The sequence below is a fragment of the Cohnella soli genome, assembly GCF_042655525.1.
GTDB lineage: Bacteria > Bacillota > Bacilli > Paenibacillales > Paenibacillaceae > Cohnella > Cohnella soli.
Genome location: NZ_JBHSMI010000056.1, coordinates 269318 through 288945 on the forward strand (window position 1 = coordinate 269318; position 19628 = coordinate 288945).

Annotated in this window: 14 protein-coding genes; all 14 read right to left on the reverse strand. The window is 55.0% G+C overall.

Translation table 11 applies throughout. From position 1 onward, the window contains the following. Window positions 1-41: 41 nt before the first annotated feature. On the reverse strand, window positions 42-2270 hold the full coding sequence (locus tag ACFPOF_RS28535) for an AraC family transcriptional regulator (RefSeq protein WP_378138788.1): 2229 nt from the start codon (window positions 2268-2270) through the stop codon (window positions 42-44). Window positions 2271-2363: 93 nt separating this feature from the next. Next, on the reverse strand, window positions 2364-3947 hold the full coding sequence (locus ACFPOF_RS28540; RefSeq protein ID WP_378138789.1) for an extracellular solute-binding protein: 1584 nt from the start codon (window positions 3945-3947) through the stop codon (window positions 2364-2366). A 78-nt stretch (window positions 3948-4025) separates the two neighbouring features. Continuing rightward, a complete protein-coding gene (locus tag ACFPOF_RS28545) occupies window positions 4026-4919 on the reverse strand; it encodes a carbohydrate ABC transporter permease (protein WP_378138790.1) in 894 nt (297 codons plus the stop codon). A gap of 21 nt (window positions 4920-4940) precedes the next feature. Continuing rightward, the gene (locus ACFPOF_RS28550) at window positions 4941-5852 is read right to left on the reverse strand and encodes an ABC transporter permease (protein WP_378138791.1); all 912 of its coding nucleotides are present in this window, start codon (window positions 5850-5852) and stop codon (window positions 4941-4943) included. 479 nt (window positions 5853-6331) lie between these two features. Continuing rightward, complete coding sequence (locus ACFPOF_RS28555; protein WP_378138792.1) at window positions 6332-7417, reverse strand: glycoside hydrolase family 172 protein; 1086 nt, start codon at window positions 7415-7417, stop codon at window positions 6332-6334. Between the two features lie 56 nt (window positions 7418-7473). Continuing rightward, complete coding sequence (locus ACFPOF_RS28560) at window positions 7474-9150, reverse strand: ribulokinase (RefSeq protein ID WP_378138793.1); 1677 nt, start codon at window positions 9148-9150, stop codon at window positions 7474-7476. A 50-nt stretch (window positions 9151-9200) separates the two neighbouring features. After that, window positions 9201-11213, reverse strand: coding sequence for a glycoside hydrolase family protein (locus ACFPOF_RS28565; protein ID WP_378138794.1), 2013 nt, complete (start codon window positions 11211-11213; stop codon window positions 9201-9203). Between the two features lie 20 nt (window positions 11214-11233). Continuing rightward, window positions 11234-12352, reverse strand: a complete 1119-nt coding sequence (locus ACFPOF_RS28570; protein WP_378138795.1) for a DUF4185 domain-containing protein — start codon at window positions 12350-12352, stop codon at window positions 11234-11236. Between the two features lie 21 nt (window positions 12353-12373). Next, window positions 12374-13213, reverse strand: a complete 840-nt coding sequence (locus ACFPOF_RS28575; protein WP_378138796.1) for a carbohydrate ABC transporter permease — start codon at window positions 13211-13213, stop codon at window positions 12374-12376. A 16-nt stretch (window positions 13214-13229) separates the two neighbouring features. Beyond that, window positions 13230-14114, reverse strand: coding sequence for a carbohydrate ABC transporter permease (locus tag ACFPOF_RS28580; RefSeq protein ID WP_378138797.1), 885 nt, complete (start codon window positions 14112-14114; stop codon window positions 13230-13232). Window positions 14115-14183: 69 nt separating this feature from the next. Next, a complete protein-coding gene (locus ACFPOF_RS28585; protein WP_378138798.1) occupies window positions 14184-15572 on the reverse strand; it encodes an ABC transporter substrate-binding protein in 1389 nt (462 codons plus the stop codon). 104 nt (window positions 15573-15676) lie between these two features. Then, on the reverse strand, window positions 15677-17260 hold the full coding sequence (locus tag ACFPOF_RS28590; RefSeq protein WP_378138799.1) for a response regulator transcription factor: 1584 nt from the start codon (window positions 17258-17260) through the stop codon (window positions 15677-15679). A gap of 6 nt (window positions 17261-17266) precedes the next feature. Continuing rightward, window positions 17267-19030: a cache domain-containing sensor histidine kinase gene (locus tag ACFPOF_RS28595; RefSeq protein WP_378138800.1), complete on the reverse strand. Its 1764-nt coding sequence runs from the start codon at window positions 19028-19030 to the stop codon at window positions 17267-17269. A gap of 274 nt (window positions 19031-19304) precedes the next feature. Beyond that, a complete protein-coding gene (gene rpsR / locus ACFPOF_RS28600) occupies window positions 19305-19625 on the reverse strand; it encodes a 30S ribosomal protein S18 (RefSeq protein ID WP_378138801.1) in 321 nt (106 codons plus the stop codon). Window positions 19626-19628: the final 3 nt, after the last annotated feature.

Here is a 19628-nt window from a genome sequence, read left to right on the forward strand (position 1 = left end):
CTCCCTCTCGCCCCGCTCTGCCACCCTCCATCCGGCACGCTCTAAGAATGTCCGTCGCGCCCCTCCTGCCCCCCTTCTGGAAGCTGCTTGCTACGTTGCAGCAGTCTGAACTCGTTCGGCGTCATCCCCGTCATCTTCTTGAACACGGTGAAGAAATAGCTTCGCGACTGGAAGCCGGCCTGCTCGGCAATGTCCGGAATCGCGGACTTCGTGCGGATGAGCAGCTCCATCGCCAGCGAAATGCGCTCGTTCAGGATGAAGTCGGCCAGCGTCATGCCGTGCGCCTCTTTGAACACCGACCGAACGTAGCTGTAGGAGAGCGACAAATGGCTGGCAATCTGCTCCTGCGTCAGCATCGGGTCCTGCAGATGGTCCTTCGCATATTGCGCGATCTCCGACGCCAGCTCGCTCTTGCGCCCGCCGCCTGCCGGAACGTTGATTCGTGCCGTGACCTCGCGGATCATCTGCTCTAGCCACAGCCGGTATTGCTGCAGCGTGTCGAAGCTTTCCAGCAGCTCAACAATATTCTCTTCGTTCTGCACGAGCTTCAACTGGCTGAACGCCTTGAACAGCGTATAGGTGACGAACATCAGCTGCAGCTTTAGCTTCTCGTGCGTGAGCGATTGCAGTTCCCTGAACAAACGGTCCGTGAGCGCCTCCACTTCTTCCGTTTTCCCCAGCCGGACGGCGTTAATCATCTGCTCGATGACGACCTCGGAGGCCGGGGGCTGATACGTCTCCACGAAATGCTGCAAATCGTCGGGCGTGTACACTTTATCCTCGCCGCTGACGAACTTGAGCAGCGTAAGCTCCAGCACGGTATCGTACAGGCTCCGCAAATCGTCCTCGATCCGGACGGCGTGGCTGCTCGCGGCAACGTTGGGAATTTTCAGCCACACCTTGATCTGCTCGCCCACGTCGCGGATGACGGGAAGGTAGTCCAGTTCGGTATCCTCGCGGCGTCCGATCAGTACAATCAGATGGTCCGTCCCGAGATCGACGCTCTGAACGCCCCAGCCCTCGTTGCGGATAATTTCCGAAGCGATATTCCCCATGGCGAACTTCAGCAGTTTTCTCGAATAGTAGTTGTATTTCTCGCACAATGCCTGATAAGACTCCATACGGACGACAACCAGATACAGATGAGGAAATGACGTCAGTTCGCTTTCGCTTTCCACCAGCTCCCGAATGGACGGCGTCATTTTCCCCTGCAAAATCCATTGCCGCATATACTCTTCCCGAACTACGCTGCGATGTGTCGACATCTCCTGGCTCATCCTGTCCACGCTGTCGAGCAGATACTCCACGCGGTCCCGAATGTATTTCATCCCCTGCCGCGACAGGTACGCGTCGTCCTCCGTCCGCGCTTTCTGCTTGTCCATTCTCTGCTGAATGAGCTTGTACAGCTTGGCGATCGGACTGTACGTCCGAACCGCGTTCCATACCGCAATGAGCACAAGCAGACATAGCAAGCCGAGAAAGTTCCAGACGATCTTGGCGTTAAAGGAACGGACGTGCTCCCGCAGCGTGTGCAGACGATTGTAGGAATAGATGGTCCACTCCTGCGAGCTTAACGCCGCCAAATTCGGCGTCCACTCTTCCTTGTCGCGGAACGTTCCGTCACCGATCACCACATTGCCCTGCTCGTCCGTCACATAGTTAAGGGTATTCGGCTGGTTGTTGGACAGCAGGCGCTCGTTCAGCATGTCTTTGTCCAGCAGAAGCACCAGGTAGCCGTAATAATTGATGCGCGATGGCGTCGAAGGATAGATCAAAGCCAAATAGGACCGTCCGTCGACGGTATGGCTGAAGTAGCGCAGAAAAGACTGACGGTGGTTCCGGATGCTCGACAGAATCTCCTGATCGGGAAAGCTCTGAAACCGGTTTTGCCCTTTCTCGGAATCCAGAACGGACTCCGAACGCAGGTTGATCAGGTAGCTTTTGGCAATAAACGGCTGTGTCGTCAAGTAGAGCTTCATCGCCTGCTCCGCGACCTGCTGCGCTTCAATATCCTGCTGTTTGGTCATTAGCCAGCTCTGGATGCGCTGATCCTCGTAAATATTGATGCCGAATACCTTCAGATTGGTGAGGAAAAAGTCCAGATTGTTGGCGGTTTGCACGACTTTGTCCTGGTTAAAGCGGTTGATCTCATCGGACGCGTACTCGGTAAATTGACGAGACAGAAGAAGCGTAAACGGGATCATGACGATCGTGATAACAATCAGGATGAACATGACCGATTTGGCGAATCTGAGTCTGGCCAACCACATGAGCGTTCCCCCTCCGATGCTTGTTTTGCAGAGTCATCCCTTCGGCGCGGACAATCGTTATCCTGCCGAAGGAATGCCTTCTTCCGAATTTGCTTATTTTTTCGCAGCCAGGAAAGCGTCGATCTGCTTCTGAAGGTCCTGCTGAATGGTAGCGAGCAAGTCCTTTGCTTCCTTCTGGAACTTGCCGTAATACTCGTCGGGGTCTCCGACGCCGTTAAACAGAATGGAATAATATTTCGACTGAATGGCGTTGTACTGCGAGATTTCGTTCTTCACTGGTTCGCTGTTGAACGAGAAGCCGGTCAGAATATCCGGGGTGAAGTTGTCGCCGTTCTTGATAAAATCTTTCTTCGCAACCGTCTCGTCTTCGTCCGTGTCGGGATATCTCTCCTGCACGGGGTTCCAGATCATGCTGAAGGAAGCCAGTCCGTGGGATTCCGTGATCAGGTCCTTGTACTTGTTGTCGCCGACCGCCTCCCACGACTTGCCCGGGATGCCGTGCTCGATCAGGTCGTAATTGTCTTTCTCGTTCGCCCAGTTCAGGAACTGGATGGCTCTCTCTTTGTTTTTGCTGACGGCCGGTACGCTGATGAAGTTGTCCATCTGGTAGTTGATAATATTCGCGCCCGGAGTGAAATCCATCAGGATCACATTCTCCATCGTGCCCGTCGGGACGTTCTGCTGCAGAACATTCGGCTGCCAGTAGTCGTATTTGAAGCTTCTCGTGAGCGTAATCGCGCTTTTGCCGGTATGGAATTCGCCCGACCAATCCTTGATCGACATGACGTCGGGACTGATGATTTTGTCCTGATACAGCTTTCTGGCGTCGGTAATCCAGCCCCAGATCGTCGGGTCCTTGTCTTCAAGCAGGTTGTACACTTTGCCGTCGTTGTTCTTGTAGTAGAGCAAGAAGCTGTTGTTCAGCGCATGAGTGGAACGAATTTTGCCGGTTTCGTCGTTCTGGCGGAACGCCGCCCAGGAGTAACCTTTCTCGTCGTCGCTCGAAGCGGGCACGATCGGCGAGAGCTTCGGATATTTGTCTTTCACCGCATAGGCGTACTTGATGAGATCGTCATACGTCGTGATCGGAGGCAGCCCGAGCTCCTCGCGCAAGTCTTTACGAATGAGATAAGAGTGCCCTTGCACCATGAAAATGCCCAGCGGAACGCCCATGATTTTACCGTCAAACTTGTTGGCGTCCCACATCTGCTGTGGACGGGTACTTTGGAGCGTCGGACCGTATTTCGCGATTAATTCGTCCAACGGCTCATAATATCCCGCCGAGATCATTTGGTTCATGTGCAGCCACGGAGCATCATAGATGAGATCGTAATTCTCGCCTGCCGCCAGCGTCACCTGCGTTTTCGTGGACAAATCCGACCAAGGGACGTACGTGATGTCGATCTTGACGTTCAGCGTGTCCGCCAGCCTTTTCTCGATCTCCGCCTTCACATCGTCGTAATCGCTCGGCTTGTCGCCGGGAAGCATGATGCGCAGCGTTACGGGATCGAGCTTCTCCGTCTTCGTTTCTTCCGATGCCGTACCGGCGGGCTCTTTCGACGAGGCGCTCGGCGCCGAAGACTCCGCATTGTTTTTGCCGTTCGACGAGCACCCGGCCAGAACGAACAGCGCTAACATCGCGGCCAAACCGGCCGAAACTGCTGATCTTCCTCTCATGTTGCATCCTCCCTATTTCTTTTCATTTTATATGTTTAATGTCCCCCTGCCACAGGCAAGTTCGCATTGAAACCGTGTTCAGCCTTTCACCGAGCCGATCGTCAAGCCTTTCACAAAATACTTCTGCACGTAAGGGTAGAGAAGAACGATCGGACCGATCGTCAAGCATACCGTCGCCAGCTTCACGCCTTCGGTCGGCGGCTGCCCTGTATACTGCGTGCCGCCCCCCACATAGCTGGACACGCTGACGCTGGACATCAACTGGCGAATCATCATCTGCAAGGAATGAAGGTCGTGATTGTCGATGAAGAGCAGCGACAGCCACCAATCGTTCCAGTACTGCAGCGCGTAGAACAGACTGACCGTTGCGAGCGCGGGCGTGGAGATCGGCCACATAATCCGGAAAAAGATCCGAATATCGTTCACGCCGTCCACGGTCGCCGATTCGTAGATTTCATACGGCAGATTCCGGAAGAACGCAACCAGCACAAACGCATAGAAAGGATTCAGCAGATAAGGCAGGATCATCGCCCAGATGGAATCCTTCAGATGCAGCCAACTCACCATCAGGATGTAGAAGCCGACGAGCCCCGCTCCGAAAATCATCGTAAAATAAGTGAGAAACGACAGTACGTTACGGTATTTTACTTTTCTGTGCGACAGCACGTAAGCATATGTGGAGGTTACGAGCATGGCGGCCACGGTGCCGACAATCGTCACGAACAGCGTCACGCCATAGCTTTTGAGCACCTGTTTCCCCGCAAGTACGTATTGATAAGCGTTAAGGTGAACGGAAGTTGTCCACAACTTGTAGCCTTCCGTCTGGAGCACCGATTCCTTCGCGAACGAATTGATGAACACCATCCAGAACGGGATAAAGCAAACTAGCGCAAACATGATGATAAAGAGGTAAACCGAAACGCCAAACCATCTGTCGCCGGCCGATTGTCTGGGTTTGTTCGCAGCGATCATGTTGTCCATTCCTTTCGAGTCTCAATATAGGGTCGCGTCGGGATCCACCTTTTTCGCCACCCAGTTAAACACGGCAATCGCGCACAGCCCCAGGAAAGATTGGTAAAGCACGACCGCGGACGACATGCTGAAATCTCCCAATTGCCTTAGCGCCCGGTAAGAGTACGTATCGATGACATCCGTCGTCGAATAGAGCATCCCGTTATCGCCGACGATGCCGTAGATCATGCCGAAATCGCCGTAAAAAATTCTCCCGATCCCGAGCAACGTCAGCACGATCACGACGGACCGCAACTGCGGAAGCGTAATATAGATCATCTGTTGCAGCCTTGACGCTCCGTCGATCTTGGCGCTCTCATAGATTTCCGAGGAAATGCTCGTGATGGCGGCCAGAAAAATAATCGAATAGTATCCGGAAAACTTCCAAATATGAATCAGCGTCAGCAGCAAAGGCCATACGCCGGGAGTCTGGTACCAGTTGACGGGGTCCAGCTTCGAGGCGATCAGGATGCGGTTCAGGATACCGTCCGAATTGAGCAGGGAATACGCCATAAAGCTGACAACAAGCCAGGAAATGAAATACGGTAGAAAAATTAAGGATTGCGCGGTAGATTTGAACAAGGAGCTGCGGATTTCATTCAACAACAGGGCGGCAAGCAGCGCAAACCCTAACCCGAATACGATAAACAGCAGATTCAAATAGATGGTGTTGAACGTCACAAGCTTCCAGTCATGCCCGCCGAAAAAAAACTCGAAATGCTTGAACCCGACCCATCTGCTCCCCCAGATGCCGTCCCTGAACTTGTAATCCTTAAATGCGAGCAGATGCCCGAGCAGCGGGATATAAGCGAAGATCGCCATAAAAATCATTCCCGGCAGTCCGAGCAAATACAAGTATCGATTGCCCTTCAGTTCTTTAACGATTCCGAACATGTATGCTGCTCCTTTGTTGTGTCCTCTTGTGTTCTACAGTAAGCGAAGTCTGAAAGCGCCGTATAGTTCGCAATCTGCCGATATCGGTTGGATTTTTGACTTAGTTGGCCTACCCGACGGGGGTTAGGGGGATCTTTCCCCGTCAAATCGGGCAAGAAGAAGGTGCTGACTGTCAGTCCGCGGGTATCCCTGAAGCCCAAATAGCAAGCTTTGGCTGTCGGCGGGATCGTTGCCAGTCATTGCCGATCTTCCCTTCCTGTTTCATGAGTGATGCGTTCATATGACGAAGCAGCTCTAGATTACCTGAAGATCGGCATAACCGGTTTGCACGACATTGACTTTCCTGTTTCTGGGGGACACAGTGACGCATGATCATACAAAGAAACCCCTCAATCATCCGTATAGAATGATTGAGGGGTTTTCTGTTGAACAATCTCAACCTCGTGGCGTCGTCTTCATCACGAAAAGCCAGTGCCGGCCTATATCACTTCGCGCTCGTCGTTGCCCGGCAACGGCGGGAACGGAGCATGCGGCTCCGCCTGATACCAGAACGCAGTGGAAGAGATGTCGCTTTGCTGTGGCAAATAACGTCCGCCGGAGCGCCAGCCGAGGTCCTGAATCGTCACCCGCAAATCGCTCTCGAACCGGATCGGGTCCATCACATGCCACCGGTACATGCCGAACCGCATCTGACTCCGATACAGGCCGTCCGGCCGGATCACCTGGTGCATGCCGAGATACGGCGTCGAATAGTTCCGATAAGTGCCGAGCGGCTGCTCCCAATTCCACGCTCCGCCGAAGTAATCTTCGGTTCCCGTGCCGCAAATCGTCGGAAACTCCTTGTCCCCGTCCATGTAAAACTTAATTTCTCCTTCGCCCCACCAACCGGTGTTGTTCACCTGCCACGCGAGGTATGTGCCAACGTAGTGGCCTTTGCCGGAAATGCCGTCGATGATCGTGCATACGTCCTTGTACGGAACCGGATTCGTGCGGCGCCACTGCGCGTGAAAGTATGCCGCATCCTCGGGAACCTCCGTCAGCGCGTAGTCGATTTGATAGTATAGCACTGCTTTTTCCGTAGATGAGGTGTTCTCCATCGTGAACCGGGCGGATTGGCGGAACGGCATCTGCCAGTAGCTGTTCATCCCGCCCGCCGGATTCACCGCGACCGGCAATGAATTGACATCGGTCCGCTCTTGCCAGCCGTTGCAGAAGAAATCGCCGACAGGCACTTCCACCGAAGGCGTGTCTTCACCATCCCAATAAATTCGGAAAATCAAATTCCGCCAATATGCCGGGAAACACGTCAGCCACAGGTGCTGAATGACGCCCGGTCCCTGAATTTCGCCCATTGTACACGTCGTACCCGGCTCGATCTCGACGGATGGAGACACCTTCCAGCCGACGCCCAGATCTCGCGCGCAATTTGCGCCCGTTCCTTCCGTCGCCATACCGCCTTTGCCCTTTTCGCCGGTAAAATTTTCAGGGCTGATCGATCTCGTCTTCGCGTCCGACAGACGCGCCAAATTGCCCAAGCTCATATCCAATCCGTTAAAAGAACTCATGTATGCCAGCTCCTCTATTATCGATGATTGCAGACACTTGTTTTCTGGACCTAATCTTACGCTTGTGCATAGCCCGACTTGATTGCCTTCAGCCGTTTCAGCACATCGTTGCCGCTACGACCGAAATAATCGTGCAGCTCCGTATATTCGCGGTACAACAGGTCGTACACTTGCACATGCTCCGGAATCGGCTTAAACGTCTCCTCCCGAACCCGGGCCATTCGGCTCGCCGCTTCGACGATGGAGTCGAAGCCTCCGGCTTCCGCACCCGCCGCGACCGCGCCGAACATGGCCGCGCCGAGCGCCGCCGTCTGCGTCGAATTCGCCACTTTGATTTCCCTTCCCGTCACGTCCGCGTAGATCTGCATAAGCAGCCTGTTGCGCTGCGGCAAACCGCCGCAGGCGTATAACTCGTCAACGGCAATACCGCCACTGGTGAACGCCTCGATAATGCTGCGGGTGCCGAATGCCGTCGCCTCCAGCAACGCACGGTAAATATGCTCCGGCTTCGTCTGCAGCGTCAACCCGACGATGACGCCGCTCAGATCGGCATCCATTAAGACGGATCGGTTGCCGTTCCACCAATCGAGCGCCAGCAACCCGTTCTCTCCGGGCCGAACGGATGAAGCTTCCCGCTCCAGCCATTCGTGTACGCCGACGCCCGCTTCCGCTGCCTGCTGCTTCACATAGGCCGGCGCAGCTTCCTCCACGTACCATGCGAAAATATCTCCGACGGCGGACTGGCCGGCTTCGTAGCCGTAATACCCGGCAACAATTCCGTCTTCGACGACCCCAGCAATGCCCTCCGCATGCACTTCCCGGTCGCTTAGAAGCATATGGCATGTCGAAGTGCCCATCGCCAGCACAAGCTTGCCCGGCGATACGACGCCTGAAGCCGGCACCATCGCATGCGCATCGATAATCCCTACGGCCACCGCCGTCCCCGGCCGCAGCCCCATTGCCGCAGCCATCGCTTCGCTCAGCTCGCCAGCCTTAGCGCCGAGCGGCACGACAGGCCCGCGCAGCTTCTCATCTGCCAGCGAGGACAGCCGCGCATCAAGCGCGCGCAGAAACGCCTGCGAAGGAAACCCGTCTCGTTTGTGCCATGTCCCTTTATAACCGGCCGTACAACTGCTGCGCACAAGCTGCCCGGTCATCTGCATGACAACCCAGTCCGCCGCCTCCATAAACATGTCCGTATGCTCGTACACGTCCGGCGCTTCGTTCAAAATTTGCCACGCCTTCGGCAGCATCCATTCCGAGGATAGCTTGCCCCCGTACCGCGCGAGGAAAGCCTCTCCGCGTTCTCCAGCCAGCTCGTTGATCCGGCTCGCCTCATCCTGCGCCGCGTGGTGCTTCCACAACTTCACCCAGGCGTGCGGGTTGTCACGCCATCGCGGCAACAAGCATAGCGGCATACCGTCACGATCAAGCGGCATCATCGTACACGCGGTAAAATCGATGCCTATTCCGATGACGTCGTCCGGCTGCGCGCCCGCCATACGCAACACTTCCGGTACCGATTGCTTCAGCACGTCCAAATAATCACCCGGGTGCTGCAGCGCCCAGTCGTGTTCGAGTTTGACACCCGACCCGGGCAGAGCTTCATCGATGACGCCGTGGGTATAAGGCGTTACATACGTCGCCACCTCGGCCCCCGTCTCAATATCAACGAGAAGTGCCCTTCCTGACTCTGTACCGTAATCGATGCCAATGGCGTATTTTTTGCCCACCTTTTCAACCCCCTGTGCCTGCCGCGTATGAGCCGCTTAAACGCTGCTTTTTAAATCCGATAACCGTACCGCTCCCGCAATGTCTCGCCGTGATGCGCTTTAATGCGCATATACGCCTCCGCGGCAGCCCCGTTGCCCCACGAGAAAATCGTAAACACGCCGATGCCGGCGCCTTCCCCATCCGCTTCGCCTTCGTGGCCGTAATTTTCCATCATGAAGCCGTAATCCTGCTCGCCGAAAAAAGGATGAGCCTTCTCCCACTGCATTCTCGTCTTTGCGTTCTCGGGACAATACATCATGACGAACGATGCTCGCAGCGCCGCAATACCTCGTTCCACATACTCGTCGTGCCCAAGCTCCATCCCGTATTGCAGCAGCAACTCGGCGAACAGACTCTGGCGCGCATCGTTCCACTCGCCGTCGGCGTTCATGACGCCGAAGCCGCCGAACACGTCCACCGCCATGTACGGCGGTTGCCAAGTCGCCTGCGTCATCAACATTTCGTCCAAGCATCGGCGTCCCGCATCCAAATAGTCCCGTTCCCCCGTTGCCTTGTAACAGCCGTAAAGCGCCTCCGCCGTCCAGAACATCGAGAAATTACACTGTTTGTACAGATTATTGCGCAATACTTTGCGGCCCACAAGCTCTTTCTGACCGTAAGCGTTGCACGACCAATACGTCTCGAAATCTTCCCATCGCCCAATCGAAACGATATGCGTCTGCACGGCATGTATCGCACGGAGCGCCGCCTTCAAATATTTCTCGGACGGGGACAACTCGTGCAACTTCAGTAAAAAAGTGACCGACTGCGATGTCTCCGGCGAATCGTCGAGCAACCCAAGCGGCGTCAGCGTATGCCAATCGAGCCAGGCCGGGAAAAACCCCCGCTCGTCCTGCAACGCTAACAGCGCATCGGCATAGGCAATCGCGTAGTCGAGCAAACGCGAATCCCGCTCCAACTCTTCGAACCAGCGAAGCATAAGCAGAGCAGTCCAGCTCATATCGAGCATGTGATAAGGCGCCTCGCGAATCGAGCCCCAGTAGTTCGCCGGGTTGCGGTTGGAGTTGCCCCAGAAAGCGGTATCCCAGCCCCGGGAACGGTTTACCGTCTGCCCGTTGATCTCCACCTGCTCCATCTCCGTCGCGATGACGGTCGGAAAAAATCCTTCGCGCTGCGGCGCGGCCAGCGCCAGTTCTTTCGTCAGCAACGCCCGCCGCACAAGATCGGCGTCGCCGTTCTCCAGACCATACCGATAGAAACCGAAAGCCGAACGAAGCGAACTGAACCACGCCTGATTCCAGATCGACCGCATCTCCCGTTCGCTTGATTCACAGCCGTAGTTCGGGCTTTGCGTCACATTGACGATAAATACCGGGGCTCCGACTCGCGTCCCTTGCCACTCGAACTCCTGCCACACTGCAGTCTCCCAATGGCGGAACGCCCAATCGTACGTATGCCGCACATAACCGTCCAAAGGGCCGACATGCGGCGCGCCTTCCCGGAACTTCGCCTCTCCCCATCTGCTCCACATGAACGCCAGCACCGGACGCCAAGGATTGGCGGCAAGCGCCTCATCCTCGATCGTCAGTAAGTAGAAGCCGAACTTCACTACGCCGCGCGGGAACTTCGTCCCGTCCGCCTTTTCGAACAACACGTGTTCCGCCACCCGGCTCCGGCTCATTCCAAGCGTCAATGTATTGCGACCGGCGTCTAAGTCCATATACCATCGCGCTTCGGCATCTGCCGTCATCAGATCTAAGTCCGGAATCATCGCCACCATACGCTCGCCGTCATGCACAATGAGCGCCGGAGCACGAAAGACGTGCTGATCGATGACGTGCCGATCTGTAGGCGTCAAATGCGGCGCCCAGTGGAACAACGGCTCGAACGCCGGGGTCAGCCGGATTTGCCAATCGTCCTGCTTCACTTCTTCGTCCAGCGTGCAAGAGATCGTATATCGCGTCAATTGCTCATCCAGCTTCTCCTGCGCAATTGCCGGCTCTGCTTGACCTAATCTATCGATGACCATCCGCCTAATGAATCTATTGTTGTAATTTATCAATCGAATGGCATCCTCCCTCTTCATTTCTGCAACGTCGCCTTAAACCAGAAGACGTTGTACGGCCCCCACAGCGACAGCGTAAAATAAATCGTCTTGCCGCCGTCGGCCGTAAATTTGTCGTTCATGAACGGCCCATAAAGTCCGGGGTACTGTTCAAAAGTTATCAGATCGTGCGCGTCTCCCCACGGACCCCATGGCGACAAACCTTCGCGAATGACGACGCCGGTGCTGCCCAGGTACGTCATAATCCAGCGCTGGAGATATGCGTTCCAGACGACGGACAACTCGCCGACCGCATCGTCCACGATCGTCTTTGCCTTTGTCAGGTCGGCGCTCCAGATTGGTTTTCCCTCGTCATCGTCGCCGGCATAATAGCGATAGTCCGCCAGACTTTCGATTTTCTCCTCGCTCACTTTCATCAGCTGTACGCCGTCGAATCGTCCGGCAGGAATGCACCAGAAATATACATCGGTACTGCCGTCTTCGTCCGTCACTTTGTAAGGGCTCACCTGGATGAAATTGCTGTCTCCCGGCCACTTCACGTTATCGAGTACCGTCCAGTTCTGCCCTTTGTCGCTCGACTTGGCGAGACCGGCAAAGTTAGCATCCCAGCGGCCCGGATCTCCCCAATGTTTGACCGACATGTAGTACAAGTACAAGTTGCCGTTCGCGGCAAGCCCGTGCGTCGGAATCGTCGTCATCTCTTCGTAATCGATTTTCGCCGAAGGCAGCAGCTCTTTGGCCGTATGGAAATCGTCGAGAATCATCCCGTCCAGCGTAATCCCGTCCGTCGGGTCCGAGTCCGTCGAGTAAGCCATCGTATTCGAGCGCCAATCGTGGCCGCCCGCCCCGATCTGCTCTTCCGGGCGTTCGCCGAACGTATCCCCGAATACGAAATACGTTCGGTCGCCGTCGCTCATCATCGATCCGAGATCGGTGCCGTACACGCCGTAACGCTCGGTCTTATTCGGCGACTCGACACCTGTTATTTGCGACACTTGCGTCAGCCCTGTCGTCCCTTTCAAAATGAACGATTTGCCTTCCGCGGTCAGACGCGGATCGATCTTACCGCCGCCTCCCATGCAGCCGGTTAGCGCCAGCATGAGGGAGATTGCTGTTAAGCCCACTTTCCGCTTCATAAGCATCCCCCTTTCATTCACCTACCCTTTCAGCCCCGAATTCACGATCGACTGCACATAATGCTTTTGCAAGAATAGGAACATCACTAGAATCGGCACGGATGCGACGGTGTCGGCCGCGAGTATTTTCCCCCATTCCGTCGCCTGAAGGTTCGTGAAAGTCGCAATCGCGACTTGCAGCATCTGTTTCGTATCGTCGTTAATAATGATGAGCGGCCACAAGTACGAGTCCCACTGTCCGAGGAACGTAATCAGCCCCATCGTAATAAGCGCGGGCACAGTCGCCGGAACGACGATTCGCGCATAGACGCCGAACCACGATGCGCCGTCGATTCTCGCAGCCTCGAGCAACTCTCTTGGCACTTCCGCGAAGAACTGGACAAGCATGAAGATACTGAACACCGATATTGCCGCAGGGATAATCAACCCTTGATAGCTGTCTGTCCAATGAAAAGCATTAACAAGCATATAAGTCGGCACCATCGTCACTTCGCCCGGGATAACGAGCGCAGACAGGAAAATAGCGAACACGATGTTGCGGCCCCGGAACCGCAACTTGGAGAAAGCGAACGCCGCCATCGAATTGAGCCACAGCGCCAACACAGTGACGATCAGCGCAACGAGCAGCGTGTTCTTGATGTAGAGGCCGAGCGGCTTGCTGTCGTCGCTGAACACTGCCAAATAGTTGTCGAACGTCCATTTCACCGGAAACAGCATGTGCCACTCCAATGAGACGTACTGGAACAGTTCCTGGCGCGGACGAAGAGAGCCGAGAATCATCCACAAAATCGGCAGCAAAGACGTCAACGCAAGTGCGATCATCAGCAGCCATTTCAGTGTCGATCCTACACGTAAGAGCATCGCAGACTGCCCCCTTTCAATATTCCACGTCCGACCTGAGCAAGCGGAGCTGGATGATCGAGATGACCATGACGATAATGAACAGAATGAAAGCGGCGGCAGCGCCGTAGCCCATATCCATCTGCTCGAAAGCGGTGCGGTAAATATAGTACACGGCAGTCGTCGTAGAATCCGCGGGACCGCCGCCGGTCATAATGAACACCGGACCGGAAATTTTGATCGAATCCATCGTCGTAATGATGATGACGAACGCCATCGTCCTGCGCAGAAGCGGCAGCGTAATGCGGATGAACTGCTGCAGCCTCGTTGCGCCGTCCACTTCAGCCGCTTCGTACAGATCCGCGGGGATACCGTTCAGACCGGCAATAAACACGATCATGAAAAAACCCGCCGTCTTCCACATGCAGAGGAGTATCACGCCGTACAAGGCGACTTTCTCATCGGATAGAAATGCGACCGGGGAGATGCCGAGCGTATGCAGCACGTTGTTGAGCAAGCCGTAATCATAGTTGTATATGAGCTTAAACAACGTCGAAGCGACGCCCATCGCGATAACAACCGGGATGAAGTAACTCGTACGGAACAGCCCCGACACGTATGACTTCTTGTACACGAGCAGCGCCATCACGAGCGCCAACGCGGTCTGTACCGGAATGACAACGATTGCAAAATGAAACGAGTGTCCGAGGCTTTCAAGAAATTTCGAATCGGTCAGCAAATTGCGATAGTTGGTCCACCCGATGAAATTCGAGTGCGGGTTGATTAGTCTATAGTCTTTGAAGCTAATGATGAGAGCATTAAACATCGGATAAAACGTAAACAACGCCAGACTGATGACAGCCGGTAAAATAAACAGAAACGCCGCCCGCTCTTCCTGTCCTCTGAACGACGAAAGCTTCATCGTTTCGCCCCTTTCTGGCGGAAAGGGAGAGCGACTCGCGCTCTCCCCCTCCCTCCTGTGTCCGCGCGCTTATTTGTACTTCTGCAGCGCCTTGTCGATCGTGGTGACCGCATCGGCGACGACATCGTCCACATTGCGGTTTTTTACGCCAAGCTCGGCGAACATCTTCGAGATCGCTGCCGTCACTGCCGGATAAGCCGGCGTAACCGGACGCGGATGCGCGTATTTGCTCGATTGCTCGACGAAAATGTTCATCGGATACTGCGTCAGCTCCGGGAACGCCGCGGCGGTCGAGAGGCGAGCCGGCAAGTTTTGCGTTTCCTTGTACCACACTTTGGCGCCTTCGACGCCCGTTACCCAGTTGACGAACTTCCACGCTTCATCCGGATGTTTCGACGCTTTGGCGATCGCCATGTTCCAGCTGCCGTTCGGCGTCACCTGTTTGGTGTCTTTCCAGAGCGGAGCGATGTCGTAGTCGACGCCCAGCTTAAATTCCGGATGCGCGGCCGCCATGCCCGCGATCGACCAAGGGCCGTTTACGATAATGCCGAGTTTGCCCGTCTCGAAAGCTTCCGGCGGCAGCTCTTTGGCCGCGACTTTATATTCGTTATACAGCGAGGAGAAGAACTTGAGCCCTTTCTTCGATTCGGCAGAGTCGAGATACCCTTTCACTTCAGTGCCGTCCGGGCTCAGCACTTCGCCGCCGGCTTGCCAGATGAACGGCATTTTCACGAAAGTGGAGCCTTCCCCTTCGCCCAACCCCCAAGCCGGATCGATTCCGAAAATTTTGTGCGCCGGGTCGTTGATTTTTTTGGCCGCTTCCAGCACTTGCTCCCACGTCCACGCCTGCGAAGGGTCCTTGGAAGGCAGCTCGATGCCGGCTTTCTCGAACAGCTTCTTGTTATAGAACATGCCGATGCTCGCATCGTTCAGAGGCGCCGCCCAAATCTGATCTTTGTACGTCAAGCTTTGCAGGACCGGAGGGGCGATATCTTCCTTGTTGCCGTCTACGTCCATGTACTTGTCCAGCGGGAGCACCGCGTCTTGGTACGCATAAGCCGCGACCGTCGGACCATCCAGCCCCATTACGTCCGGCGGATTGCCTGCCGCGAGCGCGGTACGAATTTTCGTCTCGTAATCCCCGTAAGGGATGACTTGCATCTTGACCTTGATGTTCGGGTTCGCTTCCTCGAACGTCTTGATCAGTTTCTTAAGCGCGTCTACTTCCGGCTTAAAATCGTGACGCCAGTATACGATTTCCACTTTCTCGCCGCTGCTGCCGCTATCCTTCGCGCTTTCGGAAGGACTGGCGCTCGGACTGGCACTTGGGCTGGCGTTTGCTCCATCGTTCGAGCTGGATTGACCGCCTTCGTTCGATTTGCTCGAGCAGGCTGCTAACGTGCCGAGCACCATACTGCCGGCCAGCAGCGTCGTAGCGAGTTGCTTCATTCTGATCATCGTATCCCACCCTTTAACGGTTGTATGAGGAATGCACCCTCAAGATACCACACGGCGGAAGCGTACCTGAATACAGCCGTTTTGGCTCCGGAGATGTAATTTTTTTAGTTTTCCGCAGTGAGGGTAGATTTGCGGTATTCGTTCGGACCCGATCCGAAGTATCCTTTGAACACGTTACTGAAGTATGCTGCGCTAGAAAAACCCGTCAACTGAGCGATGTCCGCGATTTTCAGCCCGCCGTCCCGCAGCATTCTGCTGGCATTATTCATTCGTACTTGAAGCACATAGTCGCTGAACGTGCTCCCGGTCGTCTTGCGGAACAAATCCGACAAGTAAGCCGCATTGTAATGATGCTGGTTCGCTATCGAGGCAAGAGACAATTCTTCTTCTCCGTAATACTTGTGAATATGCTCGCAGATGGCGGCGATCGTCTCCTCGCGCCCTTTGCCTTTGCTGCTTTGCAGCGTCTCGATTACTCTTTCGGCCATGCTGCGAATACCGTCCAGCCGCTGGTCGAACGATTCATAACGCCACTCCGCGTTGATGTACGGCCAGAGCATCGGCTGCAGCTCCAGATGCTTCAGGTCGTGCTTATGAATCCATTCATCCAGGGCCAAGCAAAGCTGCACGAGGAAAAAAGAGTACGATTGTACGGACGACCGCTTGCCGATCTGCGCGATTTCGTCGAGCGCCTGCCGCATGTGAGGTACGCTCATTTTCTCGATCGCTGCGGTAAACTTGCGAACCGCCGCAGCCGGCAACATCATCTCCCGGTTGATATCACGACCGTTGTCGTAGATCGCCTGCGAGATCGCCTCCGGTTTACTGCGATTGAGCGAGGCAAGGCTGGAAGCGAGTCCTACATGCCACTGATCGACGCCGCTAACGGCGTGGCCGATGCCGACGACAAGCTCTAACCGCAAGTAACGCGTCGTCGTCTCCGTCAAACTTTGCACAAATCGGGCGATACGTTCGTCAGTTTCCGAAGTGGCCGACGATTGACGCATGATGAAATAAACCCGCTCCGGTTGATGCTCGTCGTGGAAAACGGCGGTGCTATCGCCCCATGGTGCTGCCACCTCCGAGGCAAGCAGATGAAACGCATGCTTGAACGCGCCCGCGCTTGGCGAGTTCGATCGATCTTGTCGCATGTCCTCGACCCGGGAAGCCGGAAGGCGTATTTCCGCAGTAACGAAAAGGACCGCTGCGTCGGGAGCGCCCCATTCCGCCAACCCGTACGTCGATAATTGCAGTTGTGCTTCCGACAGCGGTAATTGTTCATGCGCGATTTTGCACAGAATTGTCTCGCGTTCTTCGTCCAGTTCTTTTTTGATTTTGACGAGTACGGCGATCAGTTCGTCTTTCAGCACCGGCTTTAACAAATAGTCCTTTGCGCCTTGGCGCAGCGCGGTCCGTACAAGCGGAAAATCGTCGTAACCGGAGAGCACGATCGTTTTCGTGGCGGGATAACGGGCTGCGCATTCGCTCAGCAGCGCCAAACCGTCCATGATCGGCATCCGAATGTCGGTTACGACGACCGACACTCTTCGATCGTGCAGCAGCGCAAGCGCCTCTTCCCCGTTCGACGCCTCCATGCCTATGCGAAAGCCGTAAGCCTTCCAGTCGAGCTTAAGCGACAGCCCGGTACGGATTTCCGCCGAGTCATCCACCAATATGATGTCGTACATACACCGTCATCCTTTCTTCGGTACCGTCATCGTAATCTCGCTTCCTTCACCGGCAACCGTCCGAATATCGAACTGGAATGCGGCGCCGTAATGCATCCGCCCTCTGGCAAGCACGTTTTTCAGGCCTATTCCCTTCTCTCCGATTTCCAGCACTTCAAGCGCGAAGTTGTCGTGGGATACGGACTGCAGCTTCTCCAGCACATCCTCCGGGATCCCGCCGCCATTGTCTCGAATCGTAAAGCGCATTTGTTCATCCAACTCTTCGATTTCAATCGATATTTTCGCCGTCTCCACAATGCCGAGACTATATTTGACCGCATTCTCGATCAGCGGTTGCAACAGCAGCTTCGGGATGAGGATGTCGTCGTGCGCATGTGTTTCGGTAATTTGAAAAGCAACGCGGCTGCCATAGCAGGTCGACAGAATGGACGTAAACGCGCGAATGTATGCGACCTCATCCCGTAGCCGGATCAGCTCCGTATCCACCCGCAGTGTCGAACGCAGCATACGACTGAGATCGCCCACCACTTGCTCGATATCGTGGTGCCGTCCCTGCGCGGCGAGCGACGTAATCACTTCCAACGTGTTATTCAGAAAATGCGGATTGATCTGCAGCAACAGCGCCTTGTACTCTGCGTTGCGCCGTCGCAAGTTGGAGGCGAATTCCGTCTCGATGTACGTCTGAAGCCGGTCCACCATTTTCTTATAATTAAACGTCAAATACCCGATTTCATTCGGCTTCACTTTCAGTTTCGTTAAAATGTGACTGCCTCTGAAGAAGTCGCCCGCTTCGACGTAACGCATCGAGCGGACAACGCGAGAGATTGGCGAAGCCAGGCTCGCGGACAGCCAGAACGCCAATGCGACCGTGGCAGCGAACAGCAAAGAGGCGACGATCAGAAAATTTCTTCTCGCCACCGTAATTTCTTGGAACAACTCTTTCTCCGAGACGCTTCCCACGACAATCCAGCCCATCGTCTTGAGCGTCTGGTAGAAATAGATCGTTTGCTCCTTCGTATTTCTGTAAATCTGCGTGCCGGTCTGCGATGCATGATCGCTCGAACGAATGTATGCGAGCAGCGATTCCGGCAGCTCTGGCGGAGTCTGGCTCAGCACAGGTTTGCCGTCGGTCGTGATCAAATACGCTTTTCCCGTCGCACCAAGCGTCAGTTTATCTAGCGGCTCTTGCAAGTATGAAGTGCGCATATTCAGCTTGAGTATGCCGACTTCACGCAAATTCCATAAGTCCGACAGCGGATATACGAGACTGTTGATGGGTGTACCGTTCTGCACGCTGCCGTTCTGGCGATCGTCGTAATGTGCGGACGGCCAGCGAAGGCCCTTGTCATGGTAATCGGCATACCACTTGCTGGACATGTAAGAATCGCCGTCCAGGTTCCACATATCCCATGCGCCATAGAAAATATTGATCGACATCAACAGAGAGCTGTTGTTGCCGATAACGGAATCGAAATATTTCTTAATGTTATAGTTTTGCTGAATTTGCTCGGTGTCTCCGTCTTCCTTCCGGGAACGGATCCATCCTTGCGTCGTTTCATTGCGCAAAATTTGATTGGCCGTGCTCGTAAGTTGCGAAGCCGTTCCTTCTGCGAAGTCCGCATATTGGTTCAGCGTCTGCACGGTAGACGTCTCGATAGACCCTCGCAGCGCGCCGGCCGCCTGATTCCAGAACAGGAAACCCATAATGACGAATGGCACGATAAGAATAACGATAATGGCGATGAGTTGAGTGCGGATGGAATAGAACATCGGAGTCACGCCTTTGATATTAATGCGGCGCCAGTCGCTGAGTCGCTATTGCGCTGCTTAATAGGAGCATAAGTCGGGCATGAGAAAGCGTCAAACCCTATCTCTTGCAAATTTTTTGGATTGGCAGTTGTAATTTTATTGGGGGCGGTTATTGAGGCGGGGTGGAACTCCGAAGGCGCGTGCCGGCCTCCAGCCGATACTCTCACACCGCACAAAAAACGCCGCCGGTTGCCCGGCGACGTCGTTCGCGCTGTGTGAAGCTATAGCTCCAATATTACTCGGTCGTGTATGGCAGCAAAGCCATTTGACGTGCGCGTTTGATCGCAACCGTCAACATGCGTTGGTATTTCGCTTTCGTGCCCGTCACGCGACGTGGCAAGATTTTGCCGCGCTCGCTGATGAACTTACGAAGCAAGTCCAACTCCTTGTAGTCCACGTGAGTAATTTTATTTACCGTGAAGTAGCAGACCTTCTTACGTTTGTTACGGCCGCCACGGCGGAATTTACGAGGCTCGCGTTGCTCGCCGCCTTCGCGTGGACCGCGTGGTCCGCGCTCTTCGCGCGCTGCAGGAGCAGAAGTTTGTTGTTCGCTCATTTG

Coding starts and splice junctions, on each gene's coding strand:
- ACFPOF_RS28535 (WP_378138788.1), bottom strand. CDS start 2,270: ATGTGGTTGGCCAGACTCAGATTCGCCAAATCGGTCATGTTCATCCTG.
- ACFPOF_RS28540 (WP_378138789.1), bottom strand. CDS start 3,947: ATGAGAGGAAGATCAGCAGTTTCGGCCGGTTTGGCCGCGATGTTAGCG.
- ACFPOF_RS28545 (WP_378138790.1), bottom strand. CDS start 4,919: ATGATCGCTGCGAACAAACCCAGACAATCGGCCGGCGACAGATGGTTT.
- ACFPOF_RS28550 (WP_378138791.1), bottom strand. CDS start 5,852: ATGTTCGGAATCGTTAAAGAACTGAAGGGCAATCGATACTTGTATTTG.
- ACFPOF_RS28555 (WP_378138792.1), bottom strand. CDS start 7,417: ATGAGTTCTTTTAACGGATTGGATATGAGCTTGGGCAATTTGGCGCGT.
- ACFPOF_RS28570 (WP_378138795.1), bottom strand. CDS start 12,352: ATGAAGCGGAAAGTGGGCTTAACAGCAATCTCCCTCATGCTGGCGCTA.
- ACFPOF_RS28575 (WP_378138796.1), bottom strand. CDS start 13,213: ATGCTCTTACGTGTAGGATCGACACTGAAATGGCTGCTGATGATCGCA.
- ACFPOF_RS28580 (WP_378138797.1), bottom strand. CDS start 14,114: ATGAAGCTTTCGTCGTTCAGAGGACAGGAAGAGCGGGCGGCGTTTCTG.
- ACFPOF_RS28585 (WP_378138798.1), bottom strand. CDS start 15,572: ATGATCAGAATGAAGCAACTCGCTACGACGCTGCTGGCCGGCAGTATG.
- ACFPOF_RS28590 (WP_378138799.1), bottom strand. CDS start 17,260: ATGTACGACATCATATTGGTGGATGACTCGGCGGAAATCCGTACCGGG.
- ACFPOF_RS28595 (WP_378138800.1), bottom strand. CDS start 19,030: ATGTTCTATTCCATCCGCACTCAACTCATCGCCATTATCGTTATTCTT.
- rpsR (WP_378138801.1), bottom strand. CDS start 19,625: ATGAGCGAACAACAAACTTCTGCTCCTGCAGCGCGCGAAGAGCGCGGA.